Source organism: Rhizobium sp. LjRoot30, from assembly GCF_964253915.1.
In the GTDB taxonomy this organism is placed as follows: domain Bacteria; phylum Pseudomonadota; class Alphaproteobacteria; order Rhizobiales; family Rhizobiaceae; genus Metarhizobium.
In genome coordinates this window covers 33,393-55,634 of the sequence record NZ_CAXUSG020000007.1, presented here as the reverse complement: position 1 = coordinate 55,634, position 22,242 = coordinate 33,393, and the positions used below count along the sequence as shown (strand labels likewise).

Annotated in this window: 23 protein-coding genes; 7 read left to right on the top strand and 16 right to left on the bottom strand. The window is 62.6% G+C overall.

All coding sequences use genetic code 11. The features are described 5' to 3' along the window. Positions 1–10: 10 nt before the first annotated feature. From ACSQ3I_RS15410 to ACSQ3I_RS15370, 9 genes are all read right to left on the bottom strand, one after another. The gene (locus ACSQ3I_RS15410) at positions 11–709 is read right to left on the bottom strand and encodes a DNA alkylation repair protein (RefSeq protein WP_436000324.1); all 699 of its coding nucleotides are present in this window, start codon (positions 707–709) and stop codon (positions 11–13) included. Continuing rightward, the gene (locus ACSQ3I_RS15405) at positions 706–1,104 is read right to left on the bottom strand and encodes a hypothetical protein (RefSeq protein WP_436000323.1); all 399 of its coding nucleotides are present in this window, start codon (positions 1,102–1,104) and stop codon (positions 706–708) included. The genes ACSQ3I_RS15410 and ACSQ3I_RS15405 overlap by 4 nt, the downstream gene beginning before the upstream one ends. After that, positions 1,101–1,973: an NAD(P)-dependent oxidoreductase gene (locus ACSQ3I_RS15400; RefSeq protein ID WP_436000321.1), complete on the bottom strand. Its 873-nt coding sequence runs from the start codon at positions 1,971–1,973 to the stop codon at positions 1,101–1,103. Before ACSQ3I_RS15400 ends, ACSQ3I_RS15405 begins: the two co-directional genes overlap by 4 nt. A 111-nt stretch (positions 1,974–2,084) precedes the next feature. Beyond that, the gene (locus ACSQ3I_RS15395) at positions 2,085–2,897 is read right to left on the bottom strand and encodes a methyltransferase (RefSeq protein WP_436000319.1); all 813 of its coding nucleotides are present in this window, start codon (positions 2,895–2,897) and stop codon (positions 2,085–2,087) included. A 113-nt stretch (positions 2,898–3,010) separates the two neighbouring features. Beyond that, positions 3,011–3,277: an usg protein gene (locus tag ACSQ3I_RS15390; protein WP_436000317.1), complete on the bottom strand. Its 267-nt coding sequence runs from the start codon at positions 3,275–3,277 to the stop codon at positions 3,011–3,013. 159 nt (positions 3,278–3,436) lie between these two features. After that, positions 3,437–4,267 (bottom strand): ABC transporter permease, encoded by an 831-nt coding sequence (locus ACSQ3I_RS15385; RefSeq protein WP_436000315.1) that lies wholly within the window; start codon positions 4,265–4,267, stop codon positions 3,437–3,439. Continuing rightward, complete coding sequence (locus ACSQ3I_RS15380; RefSeq protein ID WP_436000313.1) at positions 4,264–5,067, bottom strand: ABC transporter permease; 804 nt, start codon at positions 5,065–5,067, stop codon at positions 4,264–4,266. The genes ACSQ3I_RS15385 and ACSQ3I_RS15380 overlap by 4 nt, the downstream gene beginning before the upstream one ends. Before the next feature lie 123 nt (positions 5,068–5,190). Next, on the bottom strand, positions 5,191–5,973 hold the full coding sequence (locus ACSQ3I_RS15375; RefSeq protein ID WP_436000311.1) for an ABC transporter substrate-binding protein: 783 nt from the start codon (positions 5,971–5,973) through the stop codon (positions 5,191–5,193). A 112-nt stretch (positions 5,974–6,085) separates the two neighbouring features. Next, positions 6,086–6,313, bottom strand: coding sequence for a hypothetical protein (locus tag ACSQ3I_RS15370; protein WP_436000309.1), 228 nt, complete (start codon positions 6,311–6,313; stop codon positions 6,086–6,088). Here ACSQ3I_RS15370 and ACSQ3I_RS15365 point away from each other — a divergent pair. After that, the gene (locus ACSQ3I_RS15365) at positions 6,312–8,570 is read left to right on the top strand and encodes an OmpA family protein (RefSeq protein ID WP_436000307.1); all 2,259 of its coding nucleotides are present in this window, start codon (positions 6,312–6,314) and stop codon (positions 8,568–8,570) included. The genes ACSQ3I_RS15370 and ACSQ3I_RS15365 overlap by 2 nt on opposite strands. A 58-nt stretch (positions 8,571–8,628) precedes the next feature. Here the strand turns inward: ACSQ3I_RS15365 and mobB are convergent, their stop codons facing one another. From mobB to ACSQ3I_RS15350, 3 genes are read right to left on the bottom strand one after another with little or no spacing between them, the layout of a single operon-like run. Then, positions 8,629–9,147: a molybdopterin-guanine dinucleotide biosynthesis protein B gene (gene mobB / locus ACSQ3I_RS15360; protein WP_436000305.1), complete on the bottom strand. Its 519-nt coding sequence runs from the start codon at positions 9,145–9,147 to the stop codon at positions 8,629–8,631. Next, positions 9,144–9,779, bottom strand: coding sequence for a molybdenum cofactor guanylyltransferase MobA (mobA, locus tag ACSQ3I_RS15355; protein ID WP_436000304.1), 636 nt, complete (start codon positions 9,777–9,779; stop codon positions 9,144–9,146). Before mobA ends, mobB begins: the two co-directional genes overlap by 4 nt. Beyond that, on the bottom strand, positions 9,779–10,693 hold the full coding sequence (locus ACSQ3I_RS15350) for a DMT family transporter (RefSeq protein ID WP_436000302.1): 915 nt from the start codon (positions 10,691–10,693) through the stop codon (positions 9,779–9,781). Before ACSQ3I_RS15350 ends, mobA begins: the two co-directional genes overlap by 1 nt. 317 nt (positions 10,694–11,010) lie before the next feature. Between ACSQ3I_RS15350 and ACSQ3I_RS15345 the strand changes: the two genes are divergently transcribed. Further along, positions 11,011–13,575, top strand: a complete 2,565-nt coding sequence (locus ACSQ3I_RS15345; protein ID WP_436000300.1) for a methyl-accepting chemotaxis protein — start codon at positions 11,011–11,013, stop codon at positions 13,573–13,575. Positions 13,576–13,641: 66 nt separating this feature from the next. Here ACSQ3I_RS15345 and ACSQ3I_RS15340 read toward each other — a convergent pair whose 3' ends face one another. Together ACSQ3I_RS15340 and moaA are read right to left on the bottom strand one after the other, a co-directional pair. Beyond that, entirely contained in the window at positions 13,642–14,547 is a 906-nt protein-coding gene (locus ACSQ3I_RS15340; protein ID WP_436000298.1) for a S1C family serine protease, read from the bottom strand. Positions 14,548–14,675: 128 nt separating this feature from the next. Further along, entirely contained in the window at positions 14,676–15,665 is a 990-nt protein-coding gene (gene moaA / locus ACSQ3I_RS15335; RefSeq protein WP_436000701.1) for a GTP 3',8-cyclase MoaA, read from the bottom strand. 202 nt (positions 15,666–15,867) lie between these two features. On the opposite strand from moaA, the gene ACSQ3I_RS15330 reads away from it, so the two are divergent. The 5 genes from ACSQ3I_RS15330 (at position 15,868) to ACSQ3I_RS15310 (ending at position 20,206) form a co-directional block, all read left to right on the top strand. Next, on the top strand, positions 15,868–16,242 hold the full coding sequence (locus ACSQ3I_RS15330) for a gamma-butyrobetaine hydroxylase-like domain-containing protein (RefSeq protein WP_436000297.1): 375 nt from the start codon (positions 15,868–15,870) through the stop codon (positions 16,240–16,242). A gap of 118 nt (positions 16,243–16,360) precedes the next feature. Continuing rightward, positions 16,361–18,196, top strand: coding sequence for a monovalent cation:proton antiporter-2 (CPA2) family protein (locus tag ACSQ3I_RS15325; RefSeq protein WP_436000296.1), 1,836 nt, complete (start codon positions 16,361–16,363; stop codon positions 18,194–18,196). A 75-nt stretch (positions 18,197–18,271) separates the two neighbouring features. Next, positions 18,272–18,880 (top strand): pyridoxamine 5'-phosphate oxidase family protein, encoded by a 609-nt coding sequence (locus ACSQ3I_RS15320; RefSeq protein ID WP_436000294.1) that lies wholly within the window; start codon positions 18,272–18,274, stop codon positions 18,878–18,880. Between the two features lie 155 nt (positions 18,881–19,035). Continuing rightward, complete coding sequence (locus ACSQ3I_RS15315; protein WP_436000292.1) at positions 19,036–19,425, top strand: hypothetical protein; 390 nt, start codon at positions 19,036–19,038, stop codon at positions 19,423–19,425. Further along, entirely contained in the window at positions 19,409–20,206 is a 798-nt protein-coding gene (locus ACSQ3I_RS15310) for a M15 family metallopeptidase (RefSeq protein ID WP_436000290.1), read from the top strand. Before ACSQ3I_RS15315 ends, ACSQ3I_RS15310 begins: the two co-directional genes overlap by 17 nt. Before the next feature lie 54 nt (positions 20,207–20,260). Here ACSQ3I_RS15310 and ACSQ3I_RS15305 read toward each other — a convergent pair whose 3' ends face one another. Continuing rightward, the gene (locus ACSQ3I_RS15305) at positions 20,261–20,917 is read right to left on the bottom strand and encodes a L,D-transpeptidase (protein WP_436000289.1); all 657 of its coding nucleotides are present in this window, start codon (positions 20,915–20,917) and stop codon (positions 20,261–20,263) included. A gap of 160 nt (positions 20,918–21,077) precedes the next feature. Then, positions 21,078–22,148, bottom strand: coding sequence for a GGDEF domain-containing protein (locus ACSQ3I_RS15300; RefSeq protein ID WP_436000287.1), 1,071 nt, complete (start codon positions 22,146–22,148; stop codon positions 21,078–21,080). Positions 22,149–22,242: the final 94 nt, after the last annotated feature.

The window sequence follows — 22,242 nt, the reverse complement described above, 5'->3', positions numbered from 1 at the left end:
CCATCGGGCTTTACGGCTTCAGGCGGTTCAGGATCTTTTCGCTGGTCAATTCCCGCACGGCGTCCTTGCCGATCCAGCGTGCCGTCTTGTCCGAACTCTCGGCGAGGCGGTGGGCGAGTGCGAGGGCGGCGGCATGGCAGGCGCGATTGCGTTTGCCGATGTTGCGAAGTGCCCAGTTGACGGCTTTGCGGACGAAGTTGCGCGGATCGCAAGCATGCGTTTCGATCAGCGTCAGGAAGGCGATCAAGGTCTCGTCGGGCTCCTTGCGCATATGGACCGCAGCGCCGGCGATCATGGCAAAGGCGGTGCGCCGGACAAATTCGCGTTCGTCCCTGGCAAAAACCGGGATAAGGGCAGTCAGGCCGGCCTCTACGAACAGGTCTGCGGCGGTGTCGACAATTTCCCAGGAATTGAAATCGCCGGCCCAGGTCTGCGCCTGTGATGGTGTCAGGCGTTTCGGCTCGGCCGTATAGAGCGCCAGCATGCGCGCCTCGCGGATATCGCTGTTCCACAGAGCCATGGCGCGTTCGTGGTTGCGTTTTGCCTTGCGGGCGATCTTCTGCAGGTCTGGATTGGAAATGCCGAGCGCCCTGTCCGTGACGATGCCGAAACGGGCCATGCCGGCGATATTGGCTTCCGACCGCAGTGTTTCGAGATAGGCGCACAGCTGTTGCGCGTCCCAATCCGGACGGGGCGTGTCGTCGGTCATCGCAGATCCGATGCGTCGAAACGCAGATCTATCTGTTTCCAGACGTCGTAGCTTTCCGCATAGGGCTGCATGGCCGTGAACGGGGCGCAGCGAAGGATGGCGCGGCGGGCGCTGGCGGCGATCGGATTTTTGCCGTCCTCGCCGGTGGGCGCGACAAGCTCCGGCTCGCCGATGAGCGCGCCATCAAGGGCGAGATGGATGCGGTAGGTGACGACCGGCTGCGCCACCTGTGTCGCCGGCAGCGACCAGCAGGCGGCGATCGTCCGATGCAGGACCTCGACGATCTCCGTCTCGACCTCCTGCGATTGGGCAGAAGACGCGTGTACCGGTGCCCCGGCAGCGCAAAACAGGGCAAGACATAGGCCCAGGATGCGCGCCGGGGCCGCCGTCATCATTTCTTTTCCAGGCGGGCGAGCAGGGACGACGTATCCCAGCGCCGGCCACCCATCTGCTGGACGTCGCCGTAAAACTGGTCGACCAGTGCCGTCACCGGCAGCTTGGCGCCGTTGCGGCGGGCTTCGGAGAGCACGATGCCGAGATCCTTGCGCATCCAGTCGACGGCGAAGCCGAAATCGTACTTGTCCTGGTTCATCGTCTTGTGGCGGTTTTCCATCTGCCAGGAGCCGGCCGCGCCCTTGGAGATGACCTCGACCAGCTTCTCGATATCGAGACCGGCCTGTTTGCCGAAGTGGATGCCTTCCGCGAGCCCCTGCACGAGGCCGGCGATGCAGATCTGGTTGACCATCTTGGCCAATTGACCGCTGCCGACAGGCCCCATCAGCCCGACCATGCGGGCATAAGCGTCGATGACCGGCCGCGCCTTTTCGAAGACGGCTTCCTCGCCACCGCACATGACGGTGAGCACGCCGTTTTCCGCGCCCGCTTGGCCGCCGGAGACCGGGGCGTCGATGAAGGCGCAACCTTTGGCGCGAGCGGCTTCGTCGAACTCGCGGGCGACTTCGGCGCTGGCGGTGGTGTTGTCGATCAGCACGGCACCGGGCTTGAGGGCGGCAATCACGCCGTCCTCGCCGATGGTGACGGAGCGCAGGTCGTCGTCGTTACCGACGCAGGTGAAAACGAAATCCGCATCGCGGGCGGCGTCTGCCGGCGTCTTTTCCGCCTTGCCGCCGTAAGCCGCCACCCAGGCCTCCGCCTTCGAGAAGGTGCGGTTGTAGACGGTGACGTCGTGTCCGCCCTTGGTCTTCAGGTGGCCTGCCATGGGATATCCCATGACCCCAAGGCCGATGAATGCGACTTTTGCCATGCGTGCTGCTCCTCAGAAATCGAGCGACAGGCTTAGCCGAAAGGCAGGGGCGGGGAAAGGGCATAACCACGGCGATCGGGCTTGCTCCGCAACCCGGTCGCTGTGACCGGCTTATTTCAGCCTTGCAATCACCAGATGACCCGGCGTCGGCTGGCCCTCTTCCATGCGCACGTTGATGTTGGTGATGTCGATGAGTTCGAAACCGGTGGCCTCCAGGCGGTCGCGGACATAGCCTTCCGTGTGGGCGAAACGCTGCTTGGCGTTGACCATGTAGGCGCGGCCGGCAAAGGTTTCTTCCGGCAGGGTTTCCGAGGAGAAGGCGAAGATGCCGCCGGGCAGCAGGTTTTCGGCGGTGCCGAAGAACAGCGGCTCGAGCGCGCCGAGATAGGGCAGCACGTCGGTGGCGGTGACGATGTCGAACGGCTCGTCGTCGTTGTCTTCGAGAAAGTCCTCGACTTCGGCGACGTAAAGGGTCTCGTAGACTTCCTTTTCGTGGGCGATTTCCACCATGTTTTCGGAAATGTCGATGCCGGTCAGGTCATCGACCATGTCCCGCAGCGCTTCGCCGGTCAGGCCGGTGCCGCAGCCGAGGTCGAGCAGGCGTTTGAACGGCCCGAGGCCGAGGGCTTGCAGCCGCTGGCGCACCATCATCGGCACGGCATAACCCAGCTGCTCGACCAGCACGTCCTCGAACACTTCGGCATGCTGGTCGAAGAGGGTTTCGACATAGGCGTCAGGCGCCTTGGGTGGCGTGTCGCCCCGGCCCATGGCGGCGATACGGACGGCGGCCCCGCCGTGGTCCTCGGGGTCGAGCGCCAGTACCTCTTGATAAGCCTTGACGGCGGCATCGACATCGCCGGCTTTTTCAAGCGCCAGGGCGCGATTGTAGGCTTCTGCGAGCGCTTCTTCGTCGATCTTGGTCATGGCCGGTTCCTAGCTGAAGTCGTTTCGACTGCCTCTAAGCTCCGCAAGGCCGATTGGCAAGGGAACGCTTTGCCGCGCCGCCCGTTTCGCTGCGCCGGTCTGTCCGGACCGCTTCAATTGAGGATGAATTCGCCCCTGAGGCCGCGCCATTCGCTGGCCGAGATGAGCTTGCGGTGGAAATAGCGCACGGAGTGCAGCGGGCCGTCGAGCTTCTGCTGCCAGAATTTCAGAAACGTCTTCATTTCCGGGAAGTCGGGGGCGAGGTCGTAGGCCTGCCAGACGAAGGTTTGCAGAATGGTCGGGTGGTCCGGCATGCGGTAGAGGATATGGGCCGTGGTGAGACCGTAGCCCTTCAGTTGCAGTTCCATGTCCTTGTTCATCGACAACCTCGCTTTCAAAGCTCCACTCTGATGTCGGGTGGTCCTTGAAATGGAAACATGCGAGGGTTAACGGCTGCTTTACGAAAGTCCGTGTATGAGCCTTTTCGATAGAAATTTCAAAACGTTAGCAGCAATGTCCGGAGAGTGCTGCTAACCGGATCAGCGCTTGAGATGCCGCGTCAGTCGCGCTTCGATGGCCGCCCAGACATGGCGCAGTACCTCGACGATGGAGAGGTAGAAGATCGCCGCCCACAGATAGGCCTGGTAGTCGAATGTGCGCGAGAAGGCGTAACGCGTCTGGCCCATGAGATCGAGCACCGTGACGACGGCGACGACGGCCGATCCCTTGATCATCAGGATGATTTCGTTGCCATAGGGCCGCAACGCGACGATGAGCGCTTGCGGCAGGATGATCTTGCGGAAGGTCACGGTCGGCGGCAATCCAAGCGACTGGGCGCCCTCATGCTGTCCCTTGGGCACGCTCTGGATCGCGCCGCGCAGGATTTCCGCCTGGTAGGCGGCGGTGTTGAGCGTCATCGACAACAATCCGCAATACCAGGCCTCGCGGAAGAACCACCACAGGCCGACGGATTCCAGCTGCGGCCGGAAGGAGCCGAGGCCGTAATAGATCAGGTAGAGCTGCGCCAGCAGCGGCGTGCCGCGGAAGATGTAGACATAGGCATAGGCGATGCCGTTCAGCACACGGTTGCCGGACATGCGGGCAAAGGCAATCGGCAAGGAAAGGGCGGCGCCAAAGACGATCGACAGGGTGACGAGCGAGGCCGTCACCCACAGGCCGGAGAGATAACGCGGCCCGTAGCGGACGAACTTGTCGGTATCCCAGTTGGAAATCATCATATAGGCCAGCGCCGCGGCGAGCGAGGCCCACAGAACAAGCAACAGGATGCCGGTGATACGCGCGGCCGAGACGGATTTGGTTTCGATGGCAGGCGCGGGGCGGGGCGGGATCATGCGATCGACAAAACTCACCGGCGCACCTCCGATCGCCGCGCCCAGCGTTCAATCAGCCGCAGGCCGCCCGAGGAGACGACGGCGAGGAACAGGAACAGCAGGCAGGCGAGAAGATAGAAGAAGAAGGCTTCCTTGCTGACCTTGGCGGCCACGCCGGTCTGCCGCAGGATATCCGACAGGCCGATGACCGAGACCAGGGCCGTATCCTTCAGAAGGTTCATCCAGAGGTTCCCCAGTCCGGGCAGGGCGATGCGCACCAGTTGCGGCACGATGATCAGCAGCATGGTGCGGCCGCGGTGTAGGCCGAGCGCGTCGCCGGCCTCGTATTGCCCGTGAGGGATTGCCTTGAAGGCCGAGAGCAGCACTTCCGAACAATAGGACGAGAAGACGACCGACAACGCCAGCATGCCGGCGAAGAAGGCGTTGATCTCGATGCGCTCCTCGAAGCCGATGGCTGCCAACCCCGACTGGATCAGGATCTGTGCGCCGTAATAGACGATGAACAGCGTCAGGAGCTCAGGAAGGCCACGGAAGATGGTGGTGTAGATACCGGCGGCGAGACGGAGCGTCCGGTCCTTCGACTGCATGGCGAGCGCCACGAAAAAACCGATCAGCAAGCCGAGCGGCAGGGTGGAAAGCGCCAGCGTCAGCGTAACCTTGACGCCAAGCGCAATCTCGTCGCCCCAGCCGGTATCGCCGCAGGCAACCAGACTGGATGAGCCGAACAGGGAAAAAAGGCCGACCGGTCCGCACAGCGGATCCAGAGCATAGGTAATCCAGGCCCAGAACGAGCCCAAGGCGGAAAACAATCCGCTCATGCCGGTACATCCCCTTGGCGGCCTTCATATATGGATCGGCCGCTTGTCGTTGTTGTCATCTTTGTCAAACAAAAATGGCGGAAGAGCAAGCCTTCCGCCATGGGTTATCAGACTTTACCGATCTCAATCGCCGTAGACGTCGAAATCGAAATACTTGGCGTTGACTTCCTTGTACTTGCCGTTCGCGCGGATCGCCTTGATGGCAGCGTTGAATTTTTCGCGCAGGGCATCGTCACCCTTGCGCACGGCGATGCCGGCGCCGGGGCCGTTGATCTCGATGTCGATCGGCAGCTTGGAGAGGATCTTGCAGCAGGCGCCGGCCTCGGACTTCACCCACTCGGAGAGGACGACCACGTCGTCGACCACGCCGTCGATGCGGCCGTTGGAGATGTCCAGCTTGTATTCGTCCGTGGTCGGATACAGCTTCAGCTCGGATTTCTTCAGATGCGCTTCGGCATAGTTGGAATGTGTGGTCGAGGACTGTGCGCCGATGACCTTGCCGTCGAGGGCATCTTCGGTCGCTTCGGTGATCGTCGAATCCTTCGGCACGGCGATCGCCGGCCCGGTGTTGTAATATTTGTCGGTGAAGTCGACCTTTTCCTTGCGCTCCGGCGTGATCGACATCGACGCGATGATGGCGTCGAACTTTTTCGCCTGCAGCGCCGGGATGATGCCGTCCCAATCCTGGGTGACGAACTCGCAGTTGGCCTTCATCTCTTCACAGAGTGCCTTGGCGATATCGATATCGAAACCGGTGAGCGTGCCATCGGCTTCCAGATTGTTGAAGGGCGGGTAGGCGCCTTCGGTGCCGATGATGATCTTTTCGCCCTCTGCAAGTGCCGAGCCGGCGAAAAGCGACATGGCTGCGATCGATGCTGCCGCCAGAAGACGGGTAGAAATACGCATGAGGATCCTCTCTGTTGGCTGGGTGCCTGCCGTTTGATTTTTTCCGGTCACCCGTTTTAAGGTGGAGAACCTGCACCACCTTCCTTCGATATTCATCTGCTTTCGCATAAAATCAACCTGAAAACAAACGAACCCACCGAAAGGCGAAGACGGCCGCGTGGGATTTGCCCAACGGTGGTTGGGGGAACAAATCCGGTTTCGGCGCATTGCTGCGCAGGGCGCGCCATTCATCGCCGGTTAAGGCGCCGTTTCCTACTTTTTTGGGGAGAAACGCATCCTGCCCGTATCCGTGTGCAGGATGGCCGATACGAATGTCCTGGCAACGAGGAAACAAGCTCATGACCCTTCGATCCACACTGTTCGCCACCGTGGCGCTGCCGCTTTCGGCCGTGCTGATGACGGGGCCGGCGCTGGCCGATGGTGCCCTGCGCACCTACGAGGTGGCCCAAGCCAGCGACGATGAACAGCGTCAGCTACAGGAGCAGCAGGCTGCCGAGGAAGCGCAGCGCGCTGCCGAACAGCAAGCTGCCCAGGAAGCCCAGCGTGCCGCCGAGGAACAGGCTGCGCAGGAAGCACAACGCGCTGCCGAACAACAGGCTGCCGAAGAGGCGCAGCGCGCCGCTGAACAGCAGGCTGCCCAGGAAGCCCAGCGGGCTGCCGAGGAGCAAGCCGCCCAGGAGGCACAGCGCGCCGCCGAACAACAAGCTGCCGAAGAAGCCCAGCGCGCGGCTGAGCAGCAGGCCGCGCAGGAAGCCCAGCGGGCTGCCGAGGAGCAAGCCGCCCAGGAGGCACAGCGCGCCGCCGAGCAACAGGCCGCCGAAGAAGCACAGCGTGCGGCTGAACAGCAGGCCGCCCAGGAAGCGCAGCGTGCTGCCGAGGAACAGGCTGCCCAGGAAGCGCAACGGGCTGCTGAACAACAAGCTGCCGAAGAAGCACAACGCGCTGCCGAGCAGCAGGCCGGCGAAGAGGCGCAGCGTGCTGCCGAACAGAAGGCTGCCGAGGAAGCCCAGCGTGCCGCCGAACAGCAGGCTGCCGAAGAGGCGCAACGCGCCGCCGAGCAGAAGGCTGCGGAAGATGCCCAGCGCGCTGCGGAGCAACAGCAGCAGCAGACGCAGGAACAGCCTGTGGTCACGGAAGGCGAGCAGCCGGTTACAAGCGACCAGCCGACGACCGCGCAGGACCAACAGCAGCAGCAACCCGCCGGCGACGAACAGCAGCCGGTGGTGACCGAGGGCGAACAGCCGGTTCAGGAAAACCAGCCGGCAACCGCCGACGGCCAGCAGCCGGCCGATCAGCAGAATGCCGGGGAAACCACGACCCAGCCCGTCGTCGTGCCGGAAATCGTCGACACGCGCAGCCAGGAAGAAAAGCAGGCGATCGCCGCCGATCCGTCCCAAACCAGCGAGACGGTCGTTCTCCCGGTCGAGAACGGTGCCGCCGTGCTCGACAGCGACAAGGACGCCGACAACAGCGGCGGCCAGACCTCACGCGAAGAGCGGCGCAAACAGCGCGAGGCACAGCGCAACGAGGAAGAAAACATCAAGCCGCCAACCAGCGATGCCGAGGCACAGGCGACCGCCACGGCGGTGGAAACCAAGGTGATTCGCCAGCAGATCGAGGAAAAGGGCCGGCGCATCAAGGAAACGCCGGAGTTCGAACTGCCGGCGGGCCGCAATGGCGGCGGCACCGAGAGTGGCGGCACGACGATCAACAACAACACGGTGAACAATACGATCAACAACATCAGCATCGTGCAGCAGAACGACAATCGGACCGTCCTGCGCGTCGACGACCGCTACGTGGTGCGCAGCGACGACCGGCCGCGGCTGCGCCGGGATGCGGAGGACAGTTTCTACGAGGAACTGTCGCGGGGTCGTACCCGGGAAACGATCGTGCGCTCGAACGGCGTGCGGCTGGTGACGATCTATAACGCCTATGGCGACGTCATCCAGCGCACGCGCATCGGCCGAGACGGCGAAGAGCACCTGCTGGTCTTTGCGCCGGAAGCAGACCGCAGCCGTCCGCCGCTGGTCCGTGACGCCGGCGACGACCTGCCGCCGATGCGCCTGCGCATCCCGGTCAGCGACTACATCGTCGATACGTCCGAGGATATGGACCGCGATTACTACGAGTTCCTGGCCGAGCCGCCGGTCGAGCGGGTCGAGCGCACCTATTCGATCGACGAGGTGCGTTATTCCGCCCGCCTGCGCGACAAGGTGCGCCGCATCGATCTCGATACCATCACCTTCGCATCCGGCAGTGCCGAGGTGCCGATGAGCCAGGCGAAGACCTTGCGCAAGGTGGCGGATGCGATGACCAAGGTTCTCGACCGCGATCCGGGCGAAACCTTCCTCATCGAGGGTCATACCGATGCCGTCGGTTCCGACCAGAAGAACCTGATCCTGTCCGACCAGCGCGCCGAAGCGGTGGCCGCGTTGCTGACGGATGTCTATGGCATTCCGCCCGAAAACCTCGTGCCGCAGGGCTACGGTGAGCGTTACCTCAAGGTGCGCACGCAGGCGGGTGAACAGCAGAACCGCCGCGTGACCGTGCGCCGCGTGACGTCGCTGGTGCGGCCGGTGGCGCAGGCGCAGTAAGGGACGACGGCAGGTCGATAACGAAGCCCGCTGGAGCAATCCGGCGGGCTTTTTGCCGTCAGGCCTGGTCGGGAAGGCCGACCGTACGGGCAATGAAATCGGCAATCGCCATCGTATCGTCGAGATCGAAGACGGGCAGGGTCGTATCGGAAACCTGATGGTCGGCGGCGATGGCGACGATGTGCGGATCGCCCGGTGCCAGCGGCTCGCGGTTTTTCGCCTCGACGCGGCGGGCTTCGATCTTGGGAATGGGCTCGCGCTTGTAACCTTCGATCAGCACCAGGTCGCAGGGGGCGATACGGGCGAGGATCTCCTCGAAGCTCGGTTCCGGGGCGCCGCGCAACTCGTGCATGATGGCGTAGCGGGTGCCGGAGACGATGGTGACCTCATGGGCGCCGGCCTCGCGATGGCGGAAGCTGTCTGCGCCGACCTTGTCGATATCGAAATCGTGATGGGCGTGCTTGATGGTCGAGATGCGATAGCCGCGGCGGGTGAATTCGCTGACGAGCCGGACGGCGAGGCCGGTCTTGCCGGAATTTTTCCAGCCGGAGATGCCGAAAATGCGAGGCCCGGTCATGCGTGAAAATGCTCCAGGATTTCTTGTGCGCGGGCGAAGTCGTCCGGCGTGTTGACGTTGAAGAAGGGATCTATAGGGCCGGCCGGCGTCTCCAGGAACGGAAAATCCACTTCGCGGGTGACATGGCGGCGAAAGAAGTCGCGCAGGCGGCGGCGTTCGTCGGTCTGCAGGAAAAACTCCATCTCTTCCGACAGCGCAAGCGGCCAGAGGCCGAACACCGGATGGTCCTGTCCGCCGGAAACCGCGATGACGATATCGCGCTCGTCGCTGACGGCGGCGTGCAGGCGGGAAACCAGGTCGGCAGGAAAGAACGGACTGTCGGAGGGCACGGTGAGAATGTGCGTTGCCCCACAGTCTTGCCGAAGCGCGTGGTGCAGCCCGGCTGCGATACCGGCGATTGGTCCGGCCTCGCCGGCGACCCTGTCGGCGACCAGTGGCAGACCGAAATCCCCGGCCCAGCCCGGCGGCGCGTTCAAGGAGACGGAGGTGACCTGCGGAGAGAGGCGGTCGATGATATGCCGGAGCATCGGCACGCCGCCGAGCGGCAGCAGCGCCTTGTTGCTGCCCATCCGGCTCGACCGTCCGCCGGCGAGGATGATGGCCGGAACCGGCTGATTGGAAATGGTCGGCATCAGGTTTTTTCCGTTGCTGCGGAGGAAGCGCTTTCGGCCGTTGCCGCATCCTGCCGCTTTCGCTCGCGATGGAAGGTGTAGAGGCCGGAGGCAATGACGATGGTCATACCAGCGAGCATCGGCAGATCGGGCATGTCGCCGAAAAAGATCATGCCGAGCACGATTGCCCAGAGCAGCGCGAAGTAGCGGAACGGGGCGATGAAGGAGATTTCTCCGGTGCGCATGGCGATGATGATGCATTGATAGCCGACCAGCACAAGCACCGAGGCGGACAGCAGGATGGCGAAACTTTCGGCCGACATCGGCCGCCAGCCGCCCATCGGCTGTGTCAGCAGCGCCCCGGCGATGCAGCCTGTCACGGCCGTTGCCAGCGTTACCATCAGCGACGGCACCTCGGAACGCACCTGGCGGGTGGCGAGGTCGCGGGCGGCGGTGAAGAAGGTACAGAGGAGGACATAGAGGGAGGCAAGGCCAAAACCTTCCGGCCCCGGCCGGATGATGATCAGCACGCCGACGAAACCGACCGCGATGGCCGTCCAGCGCCGCCAGCCCACCGGTTCGCCGAGAAAGACGGCGGCGCCCAGCGTCACCACCAGCGGCAAGGCCTGCAGGATGGCGGCGGCATTGGCGAGCGGCATCGTCGTGATGGCACTCAGATAGGAAATCGCAGCGAGGATTTCGAAGAAGACGCGCAGCAGGATCATCGGTTGCAGCAGCACGCGCAATGGCCGCAATGCCCCGAAATGCCGGGCGATGAAAAACACGAGGACGGTCGTGACGATGCCGCGGACGCACATGATCTGCCCGATATTCATGACCGGCGTCACCGCCTTGATCAGCGCATCGTTGCCGGAAAAACCCGCCATGGCCGCCATCATCAGCAGTGCGCCGCGGGTATTTCTCGACAGAGACATGCGACGATTCTCGAATTCGAATTGTCTTTTCTAGTCATTGGCCCGAAGAATTGCCATTCCCGCCAGTGCGGAGCGCGGAAGAATTCTTTTTTGTGCAACTGCGGCATATGCGGGCAATCGAATGAAAAATGACCACAAAGGTCACAAATTTTCTTTAAAAAACAAGTACTTTTTGAGAAGCGTGCCAGCTGCTTTTAATGCTTCTTCAATGTTCATTTCGCAGGCTGTGACCCAAGGCTTTTGCATGACGCAACGGCATGCCGTTCCGTTTGCCCTGGGATGATCCCTCGGCAGGGCGGACCATCGGTGAGGTTGCCGTGTTTTTTATCGATCGTCTCCTGCAGAGCCGCCGGATCGTCACGAAGGTGCTGCTGTTTGTCGTGCCGCTGGTGGTGTTGATCACCGGTGTCGGCGTTGTCGGCTATTACACCGCCAACATGCTCAACGGGCATATGACCGTGACGCGGGCGACCATCGAGAATATCGGCGATTTCGAGAACCTGCAGGCGGCGCTCCTGAATTTCACCGGCGCGCCGAACGAGGAAAGCCGCGCCGGCCTGTCGGAAGCGATCGACAAGCAGGAAGCCGGCATCGGCCTGTTGCAGGCCCTGTTGACGACGCCGGAACAGCAGGCGCAGGTGGAAAGCGTCACAGGCCTCGCACCGCGCATGCGCGAACAGGCCGCCGCCTTGTGGACGATCAAGGAGCAGCGTGACGGCATCGATACGGAAATGGGCACCGGCCTGGCATCGCTGCGCGAGTACGGCGAGGCGACCAAGAAGCAGGTGGATGTCGTGCGCAAGGAGTTTTCCGACAAGGAAGCCTTCGCCAAGGGCCTGCTTTACGATGCCGCCGCCTTCAAGGCGCTGTCGGATCGCATGGGCAAGCTGCGCGCCGCCGTGCAGATGGAAGCGTCCGCCGGCAAGCAGGTGAAGACGGCGGGCACCTATCTGGCGGCGCTCACCAAGGAAATCGGCCAGGGCGAAAAGATCGCCTCCGAAAAGGGCAAGGTTTCCGTCAACACCGTTAAGGATATTGCCGGCAAGGTCGATGCCATCCTCAAGGGGGCGGATGCCGACGATGCCAAGAGTGCGGCTCTGACGATGCTGCTTGCCGATTTTCCGGCGATCGAAAAGAAGCTCGCTGATCTCGCCATGCGCAATTCCAATACCGCGGCCGAGCGTTTCGTCGGTCTCGACCAGGAGGTCAGCCAGCTGCGCGACCTCCTGAGCTTCGTCGACCAATCGCTGCAGACCATCGACAAGCTGCAGCTGCATATCAGCCAGATGCGCACGACGCTGACTGCCGATGCCCGCGAAGTGGTGCTGAGCGACCTGGCGGAACTGACGATCTCCAGCTCGGTGATTTCGCAGCTGGGCGCCAAGAATTCGACGATGCGCGACTTTTCCGCCAAGGTGATGCCGATTGTCTCGCTGGTCGAAAAATCGTCCACCGACGTGCTGCTGACGGCGGCGAACTGGCAGACGGCGCGCACGGCGACGGTCGATATCCTGTCGTCGTCAATGGCGGCGCTCAAGAATTTCGTCAGCACGGCGCAGGAAGTCGGCAAGGAAGACAGCGAGCGTTCCGCCACCGTCTCGGTGATCGCCATGGTCGCTGGCACGCTCTTGGCCATCGTCGGCGGCCTGATGCTGGTCGAGACGCTGCGCGGACCGCTGCGCCGCGTCAACGAGATGATGACACGGCTCGCCAAGGGCGATCTCGACGTCGCCATCGATGGCCGCAACCGCGGCGACGAGATCGGCGACATGGTGCGCTCGGTCGCCGTCTTCCGCGACAATGCGCTGGAGAATGTCCGGCTGGAGCAGGAGGCGGCTGCCGCCCGCGACCTTTCGGCCCGAGAAGAAGCCCTGCGTGCCGCCGAACGCGCCCGTATCGAGGCGGAGCAGAAGCAGGCGCTGACGGCTCTTTCCGACGTGCTGCACAAGCTTGCAGACGGCAATCTGGAGGAGGGCATGAGCGACAATCTCGCTGCCGATTTCTCCGAAATGGCCCAGACCTACAACCACGCCGTCGGCGCCCTGCGCCAGACGCTTGCCGATGTGCGCAGCACGACGGAAGAGATCCGCGGCGGCACCGGCAACCTTGCCGCCTCCGCCGACGATCTGGCCCGCCGCACCGAACAGCAGGCGGCGGCCCTGGAAGAAAGTTCGCGGGCGCTGAAGCATCTCAGCGAAGTCGTACGCTCGACCGCCGACAGTGCCAAGCGCACCGCAACGTCGGTCAACGAGACGCAGGCCTATGCCGAGCGGTCCGGCGAGGTGGTTGCACGTGCCGTCCACGCGATGGGTGAAATCAACCGCTCTTCGGAAAAGATCGCCACGATCATCGGCGTTATCGACGAGATTGCCTTCCAGACCAACCTCTTGGCACTCAATGCCGGCGTCGAGGCGGCGAGGGCAGGTGAGGCCGGTCGTGGTTTTGCGGTTGTGGCGCAGGAGGTGCGTGAGCTTGCTCAGCGTTGCGCCAGTGCGGCACGCGAGATCAAGGGGTTGATTTCGGCCAGTTCCACCCAGGTCCAGAACGGGGTGCAACTGGTCGAGGAAACCGGCGGCGCGCTTTCGGTCATCATCAACCATGTCACCGAGGTGCAGCGCCTGGTCTCCGACATTTCCGCCGCCACCGGCGAACAGTCGACGGGCATCACCGAGGTCAGCAAGGCCGTCAACGAAGTGGAGCTGATCACCCAGCAGAATGCCGCCATGGTCGAGGAAAACAACGCCGAAATCCATGGCTTGCGCCAGCGCGTCGATATGCTGGTGGAAGAGATCGAGCGGTTCAAGACCCGTGATCTGACCCTGCAGGTCGACAACGGCCGGCATGACCGCCGCAACGGCCGGTCTTCCCGCCACGCAGCCTGATGGGCCTGCAAAACCATACTGCAGAAGCCCGCGACCGACAGTGGTCGCGGGCTTCTGCATTTCAGTTTACTGCATCTGCGGCTTTTTCAGGAAGCTGCCGCGATCGGCGGATTTGATCCTTAGCCAGGCTTCGCGGCCGTCCCGCAGCACGCGCATCGGGATCTCCGATCCCGCCGGCCCACTCTCCCAGACCTTGCGATAAAAATCGGCCAGCCCATCCACTTCACCGTCGCGGATTTCCGAGATGATGTCGCCCTGGCGCAGCCCCGCCTTTGCCGCCGGCCCACCATCGGCAACACTCATTACCACCACGTCGCCATTGCTTTCGGCCGAAAAGGCCCCGAGCCAGGGACGCGCCGGCTTGTCCACCTGGCCACGGTTGAGCAGGTCGTCGAGGATCGGTGCCAGAATGTCGATCGGCACGATCATGTTGATGTCGGAAACCTCGCCCTTGCGGCTCATCTGCAGGCGCAGCGAGCCGATGCCGAGCAGGCGACCTTCCTCGTCAAGAAGTGCGGCGCCGCCCCAGGAGGGATGGGCCGGCGCGATGAAGATCGCCTCGTCGAGCAGGTATTCCCAGTAGCCCGCGAATTCCTGCTTGGCGACGATTTTCGAGCGGACGAACTGGCCGAGGCCATCGGCGAAAACGACGGGATCACCGAGTTGCGCATCCGCGGCATTGCCGAGCTTGACGGCGGGCAGGTCGAGTTGCCCCAGTGCCTGTACGAGCCCGAAGCCTGTCTCCTGGTCGTAGGCGAGCGCGTGGCCGGCGATCACGTGGCCGTCCTGGCGCGTCAGCCAGATCTCTTCGGCTTCGGTGATGAGGTAACCGATGGTCAGCACAAGGCCGTTGCCGCGGATCACCACACCGCTGCCTTCGCGGTGCGTGCCGAGCGTATTTGCCGTGAAGGCGTCGTCCGGTATCGTCGAACGTACGGCCACGACGGACTGCAAGATACTGTCCATATCCATGCTTTTATCCTGGCTAAGCAATTATTTCAGGTCTCCCGAAGCTGCAAATAACGCTACGGGGATGCCTTGTTAGGTATGGAGCGCGGCACGCGGCTGCAAGGGGCGGGGCGCAAAAGCGGACGCGGTGATCAGCCGCCGGTGACGCTCATGTGGCGGGCGACGGCGGGCTTGCGGCGGACGCGGTCGATGATGAAGTCGTGGCCCTTGGGTTTCCGGCCGATTGCTTCGTCGATGGCGGAAAACAGGTAGGCGTCGTCCTCGGAAGCCCGCAACGCGGCGCGCAGGTCGGCCGCGTCGTTCTGGCCGAGGCACATGTAGAGCGTGCCGGTGCAGGTCAGGCGAACACGATTGCAACTCTCGCAGAAATTATGGGTCATCGGCGTGATGAAGCCCAGGCGGCCGCCGGTTTCCTTGACCTCGACATAACGCGCCGGGCCGCCGGTCTTGTAGGGAATGTCCACCAGCGTGAACTGCTCTTCCAGGTCGGCGCGCAGTTTCGACAGCGGCAGATATCGGTCGGTGCGATCTTCCTCGATCTCGCCCATCGGCATGGTTTCGATCACGGTGAGATCCATGCCGCGGCCGTGGGCGAAACGCAGCATCTCGGCGATTTCCGTCTCGTTGAAATCCTTCAGTGCGACGGCGTTCAGCTTGATCTTGAGGCCAGCCTTCTCCGCGGCGTCGATGCCCTCCATCACCTTGTGGAAATCGCCCCAGCGGGTGATCTCCTTGAACTTGGCGGGATCGAGCGTATCCAGCGAGACGTTGATACGGCGTACGCCGCAGTCGTAGAGTTCCTGTGCGTGGCGGGCGAGCTGCGAGCCGTTGGTGGTCAACGTCAGTTCTTCGAGAGTGCCGGCCTCGATGTGGCGGCCGAGTTCGCGGATCAGGAACATGATGTTCTTGCGCACCAGCGGTTCGCCGCCGGTCAGCCGAAGCTTGCGGACACCCTTGGCGATGAAGGCGGAACAGAGCCGGTTCAGCTCTTCGAGCGTCAACAGATCCTTCTTCGGCAGGAAGGTCATGTTTTCCGCCATGCAATAGGTGCAGCGGAAATCGCAGCGATCGGTCACCGAAACGCGCAGATAGGAGACGGTGCGGCCGAAGGGATCCACCATCGGCGAAGGGTCTGCGACCAGCGGCGTGCCACCGGCCGAGGGTCTGACGATGCTGTTCAAGCCGTTTCCTCCTGATGAGACAATAATGTGTTATTTCGGAATGGGATCGTCAAGCCGGAAGGGCGAACTATAGGCGCAAAATGCACTTGCGCGCCTTCCTCCTGCAACGTACTCCTGCCAGTGAGCAACTGCGGAAAAGACAATGACCGAACCCTGGCCCACCGAACTTCGTGTTTCCAAGGACCGGCAGCACCTGCTGGTTTCCTTCGACGACGGCCGGCGTTTCGACCTGCCGGCGGAGATGCTGCGCGTTCTCTCGCCATCGGCGGAAGTGCAGGGACACGGACCGGGCCAGAAGCTGACTGTGCCGGGAAAACGCAATGTCGCGATCATCGGGGCGACGCCAACCGGCAATTATGCCGTCCGCATCGGTTTCGACGACATGCACGACACCGGCATCTTCACCTGGAAATACCTCTACGAGCTTGGCGAGCGCGGCGCGGAACTGTTTGCCGACTATGAGCGCGAGCTTGCGGAAAAGGGCATGAGCAGGGATCATTCGGAAAAGCCGCGTTAGAGCAATTCCAGCAAGGGTGCGCAGCGGTTTTGCGTCCGGAATTGCGTAAAGACTAAGACATGGAGTGTTTTCGCGTTTCGGAGAAAAGCCGGGATGCTCTACGCTGAAAGGACAGGGTTTGGCAGCGGAAGCAAATGCGAACGATCTGGTGCAGGTGGTGGTGCTTTTGGCGGCCGGCGTTGCTGCCGTGCCGATCTTCAAGCGCATCGGGCTGGGCTCCGTGCTCGGTTATCTGGCCGCAGGCCTGGCGATCGGTCCTTACGGGCTGGGATTCTTTTCCGATTCGCAGGCGATCCTGCATATAGCTGAACTCGGCGTGGTGATGTTCCTCTTCATCATCGGGCTTGAGATGCAGCCATCGCGGCTGTGGGGCATGCGCAAGGATATTTTCGGCCTCGGCGCGCTGCAGGTGCTGAGCTGCATCGTCGGTCTCACCGGTGTCGGCGTGGCCTTCGGGTTCCCGCCGATTGTCGCCTTCGTCGCCGGAACCGGTTTCGTGCTGACCTCGACGGCCATCGTCATGCAGGTGCTGCAGGAGCGCGGCGCGATCTCGGCGCTCAAGGGACAGCGTATCGTCGCCATCCTGTTGTTCGAGGATCTGGCCATTGTGCCGTTGCTCGCCCTCGTCGCCTTTCTCGGCAGCGGCGGCGAAACGGTCACGGTCACGGAACGGCTGATCTCCAGCGGCATCGCGCTGGGCGCGATCGTCGCCCTGGTGCTGGCCGGACGATACCTTCTCAATCCGCTTTTCCGGCTGCTGGCCGCCGCCAATGCCCGCGAAGTCATGACCGCCGCAGCCCTTCTGGTGGTGTTGGGGTCGGCGCTGGCGATGCAGCTGAGTGGCCTCTCCATGGCCATGGGCGCCTTTCTCGCCGGCGTGCTCCTGTCGGAATCCTCCTTCCGTCATCAGCTGGAAGCGGATATCGAGCCTTTCCGCGGCATCCTGCTCGGCCTGTTTTTCCTCGGCGTCGGCATGGCGATCGATCTCAAGGTGATCGCCGCCAACTGGCAGCTCGTTGTCGCCGGTGTCGTTTGCTACATGGTGGTGAAGTCGGTGATGATCTACGCCGTCGCCCGCCTGTTGCGCACCTGTCATTCGGAGGCCTTGGAGCGGGCGGTGCTGATGGCGCAGGGCGGTGAATTCGCCTTCGTGCTCTACTCCGCCGCCATGGCCGTCGGCATCATCGACGGTAGGACGAACGCCATCCTGACGGCGACGATCATCATTTCCATGGTGCTGACGCCGTTGATGATCATCCTGCACGACCGGATGGTGCCGAAGCAGCAGCCGGATACCACCGGGCTGGCACTCCCCGAAAATGTCGAAGGCACCTTGCTTATGATCGGTTTCGGCCGTTTCGGACAGATTGTCTCGCAGCCGCTGCTGGCTCGTGGCTACACGCTGTCCCTGATCGACAAGGATGTGGAGTTCATCCGCGATGCCGGCGATTTCGGCTTCAAGGTCTATTACGGCGACGGGTCGCGGCCGGAAATCCTGCATGCGGCAGGCGCCGCCACCGCCAAGGCGATCCTGATCTGCATCGACGACAAGGAAGCCGCACTCCGCATCGCCGAGCATGTCCGCCACGAATATCCGCTGATACCGGTGCTGGCGCGCGCCTTCGACCGCGGTCACGCCATCGACCTGCTGCATGCCGGCGTCAACTATCAGATCCGCGAGACCTTCGAATCGGCGCTGAATTTCAGTGAGGAAGTGCTGCATGTCATGGGCGAGGAGCCGGAGCTTGCCGCCCAGCTGGTGGAAGAGTTCCGCGATGTCGATGACGAGCGTTTCGCGCTGGAAGTCGTCGGCGGCATTTATGCCGGCCGGTCGCTGATCCGCGGCAACGCCCAGCCGGCGGACCTCGTCGCGGCCCGCACCGGGCGCGAGCGGGCGGCACGCGAGGCAGCGGAAGAAGCCGCGCGAGCGGCGGGTGCAACACCGCAGACCTGACACCGGCCATGCCGTCATCCGTTTGTCGCAACGGCGGGGTAGGGCGTCGCCGGCTTGGTTGAGAAGGAGACGAGGATGACGATCGTACAATCGGTTGACGAGCTGAAGGCACTCTATGGTGACTGCAGCGAGGCCGCTCTCGTCAAGGTGACGCCGGCGCTGACGGACGACTATCGCCGCATGATCGAGGCCTCGCCTTTCGTGGCTCTCGCCACCGTCGGCCCGGAGGGGCTCGATTGTTCGCCGCGGGGCGATCTCGGCGGTGTCGTGCGTGTCCGGGACGACAAGACCTTGCTGCTGCCGGACTGGCGCGGCAACAACCGCGTCGATTCGCTGGCAAATATCGTCCGCGATCCGCGTGTCGCGCTGATGTTCCTGATCCCGGGCTCGACGACGACGATGCGTCTGAACGGCCGGGCTGTGGTTTCCGTTGATCCTACCTTGCTGGCGAGCTTCGAGATGGACGGGAAGAACCCGCGCAGCGTCATCGTCGTCACCATCGATGAGGTGTATTTTCAGTGTGCCCGGGCGGTGATGCGCGCCGATCTGTGGAACGCCGAGCATCATGTCGAGGCAAGTACCCTGCCGACGCCGGGGCAATTGCTCAAGGCAGCCAAGCAGGGTTTCGACCAGGAGACCTACGACCGGGAGTGGCCGGAGCGCGCCCGCAAAAGCATGTGGTAGGCGGAAAAACCTTTTTAGGATGGAGCTTCCGACCGGCTTGCAAGCCGGCTGTCATTGCTGGAAAGATCGTCGCTGCGGATTTCTTGGCTCATCAGAATAGATGCGGCGTCCTATCCGTCATGCATATGATTTCATTGCTTTCAGCGAGGGTTACCATGACTATGAAACATTGGTTCGCAGCGTCTGCGATCCTGGGCGGCGTGCTTCTCGGCCAACCGGCCCTCGCCGACGAGCTGATCGAGGAATACAACGCCTATATCGGCCAGGACGATCTGTTCAATTCCGATGGCATGCAGCTATCGCAGCCCTGGCAGGTGATCCGCCAGGACCGGGCCAACTATCATCGTTTCGGCATCTCGCAGCCGGGCGACGACGATGACAGCTTCTTTGCCTCGGCCAAGAACCGTGAACGCGCCGAGCGGATGATCCGCAACGGGACGATCACGCGTGACGCGCGCAACGCGCTGCTTGGCGGCGACGTGATGATCAACGTGCAGATCTGGCGCGGCGATGACGGCGATTACATCAATGTCACCGTCGACTAAGCGGCTCGCCCTTCTGCTGGCGCTGCTGGCCGGCGTGGCCAGCAGCGCCAGGGCCGCCGAACTGTCGCTGGCCGAGAAGATCGATATCCTCGTTGCAAGTTATCCCGAGAGCATCGTCAAGGCCGAGGGCGGCAAGCTGGTGATGAAGGATGGCGCGCCGATCGTCATCGACGACGGCAAGAGCCGCGATCATTTCGCCAAGCTGGCAAGCGGCGACGTTGAGGACAGCTTGCAACAGGTTTATCCCGCCGGTGCCTGCGAGACCCGGCCGGCGATCAATTTTGATCCGGGCCGCATTCGCAGCGAGGCACTGCTCAAGCGGCTGTTCGGCAATTCCGCCAAGACCGTTCAGGCCGACCTCGTTCCGGTGAAATGGTTCGGCGAGACATTGCGCGTCACGCGCCGCCAGGGCGTCGACAAGGCGCTGGAAGCCGTGCGCGACGAACTGGCCACCGATCCGGCGCTCAAAAAATACCTGACGCCCTCGGCCGGTGTCTTCAACTGGCGCAAGGTTTCCGGGCAGCCCAATCTCTCCGTCCACAGTTTCGGCGCGGCGCTGGATCTCAACACCAAGCATGCCGACTATTGGGTCTGGTCGGGCGGCAAGCCGGGCAAGGTGCCGGAGTATCACAACAAGTTCCCGATGAAGATTATCGATATCTTCGAGCGCCATGGTTTCGTCTGGGGCGGGCGCTGGTATCACTACGATACGATGCATTTCGAATATCGGCCGGAGCTTCTGGAAATCGCCCGGCGTTCCGGCGTCTCGGCTTGCCCATGACAGACAAAGGCCGGCGACCCTTTCGGGTGCCGGCCTCTTCAGCCGTCGGGCGGATCAATCGCGGACGATGACCTGGGTGCCGAGCGCGACCTGGGCGTACAGGTGCTCGACATCTTCGTTTGCCATGCGGATGCAACCCGAAGACATGGCGTGGCCGATCGATGACGGCTGGTTGGTGCCGTGGATGCGATATTCGGTCGAGCCGAGATAGAGGGCGCGGGCGCCGAGCGGGTTGTTGATACCGCCCTTCATGGTCTTGGGCAGGATGTGGCCCTTCTTGGCTTCACGGCGGCGCATTTCAGCCGGCGGGTTCCACGTCGGCCATTCGGCCTTGGCGGTAACCTTTTCGGCACCCGTCCAGATAAAGCCGTCGCGACCGACGCTGATACCGTAGGCGACAGCCGTGCCGTTGCCGAGGACGTGGTAGAGGCGGCGGTCGGAGTTGTCGACGATGATGGTGCCGGCTTCAACGGATTCCGTGAAGTCGATCAGCTGGCGCGGGATCGGCGACGTGTGAATGTTCGTCTTGACCTGCTTCTTTTTCTTCGGCTTGTCTTCCGAAAGAACGGCAAGCCAGCCGGTCTTGTTGCTCTTGCCTTCCAGCGAGGCCATCAGCACCGGCTTGTCGGCGCGGGTTTCTGCGGAAGCGATGGTCGCGAAAGAGCCGGCAAGGGTGAGGCTCGACAGCAGTACGGCAGCGATGCGGTTCATGTGTATTCTCCCCATGTTGACCGGTGACGCTGTGCTTCATGCCAGCTCTCTTCCGATCCGTGTTCATGGGGATGTTTTAGGAGAATGCGCCTTTTGCCGCTGTTCCCGCCGGAACAAAGCCCGACAGGGCTAAAAATCCGGTGATTTTACCGGATTTTGCTTATCTCTTGTAGATCAGCCAGCTTTTCTGGAAGTCCTTGGTCATGCCGTCCTCGAAGACCATGGAGCGGTTGCGACCGGCATTCTTGGCGGAGTAGAGCGCGATGTCGGCCTTGCTATAGAGCTCACCGGGGTCGCTGGCGGCGCTGGCCATACAGATGCCGAGCGAGATCGTGACCGGGCCATAGTTGACGCCGGTCTTGGAGTTCTTGAAGGGGGTGGCTTCCAGGCCGCGCCGCAGCCGTTCACACTGCTGCACCACCTCGTCCTCGGTGTTGCCATCGATGATGACGGCGAACTCCTCGCCACCGATGCGGGCGACGAAGACATCCTTGCGCAGGCTGCCGCGGATGACGCTGGCGACCGTGGCGAGGATCTTGTCTCCGACCGGATGGCCATAGGTATCGTTGATGCGCTTGAAATGGTCGATGTCGAGGACGACCAGGCCGGTGACGGCCAGCGTCATCGGGGTATCGTAGATGGCGATCAGCCGTTCGTCGAAGGCGCGGCGGTTTGCCAGGCGCGTCAGCGAGTCGGTATTGGCGATGCGCTTGTATTCGTCGAGCTCGCGGCGGACCTGGTCCATTTCCTGCGATTTGCGCACGACGCTTTCGACCGTCTTCTCGCCATGGGCCATCGTATCGTCGGTGGCTTCGCTGAGCAGGGTGATGGCGTTGCGCAGCAGGTCGGCGCTGTGGTTATTCTTGTTGGTGATGCGGTTGTAGGTCTCGCCGAGCAGCCGGTTGTAGCTGTCGAGCGACGTCTGTTCCTGCTTCAGCAGTCTCAGCAAGCCGTCAAGCTCGCCGATGATCTTCGTATGCGCCGTCTCGATTGCCTTGGTCTGGTGATGCAGCGAATGCTGGCTGCTGATCGCGTCCAGTTCTTCCTGCGTGGCGCGGTTGCCCAGTGCGGCAAGGTCGCGGCTCAACGCCGGGTTGGAGCCGATATAGGCTTCGTAAAACAGTTCGTAGTTGCGCGGAATAGGGGCAACCCCCATGGTGCGCATGGCGTAAGTGATCTGGCCTGCTATGTCAGGGATTTGCGCTTTCTGTTGCGCTGTCGCCGTATTCATCGGCCACTCCTAACTTTCTTCTCTGATTTCCCAGTATGGTGTTACCGTAAAATTGTTCGAAAACCATTAAAGCAGGAACTGTGAATTCTACCCC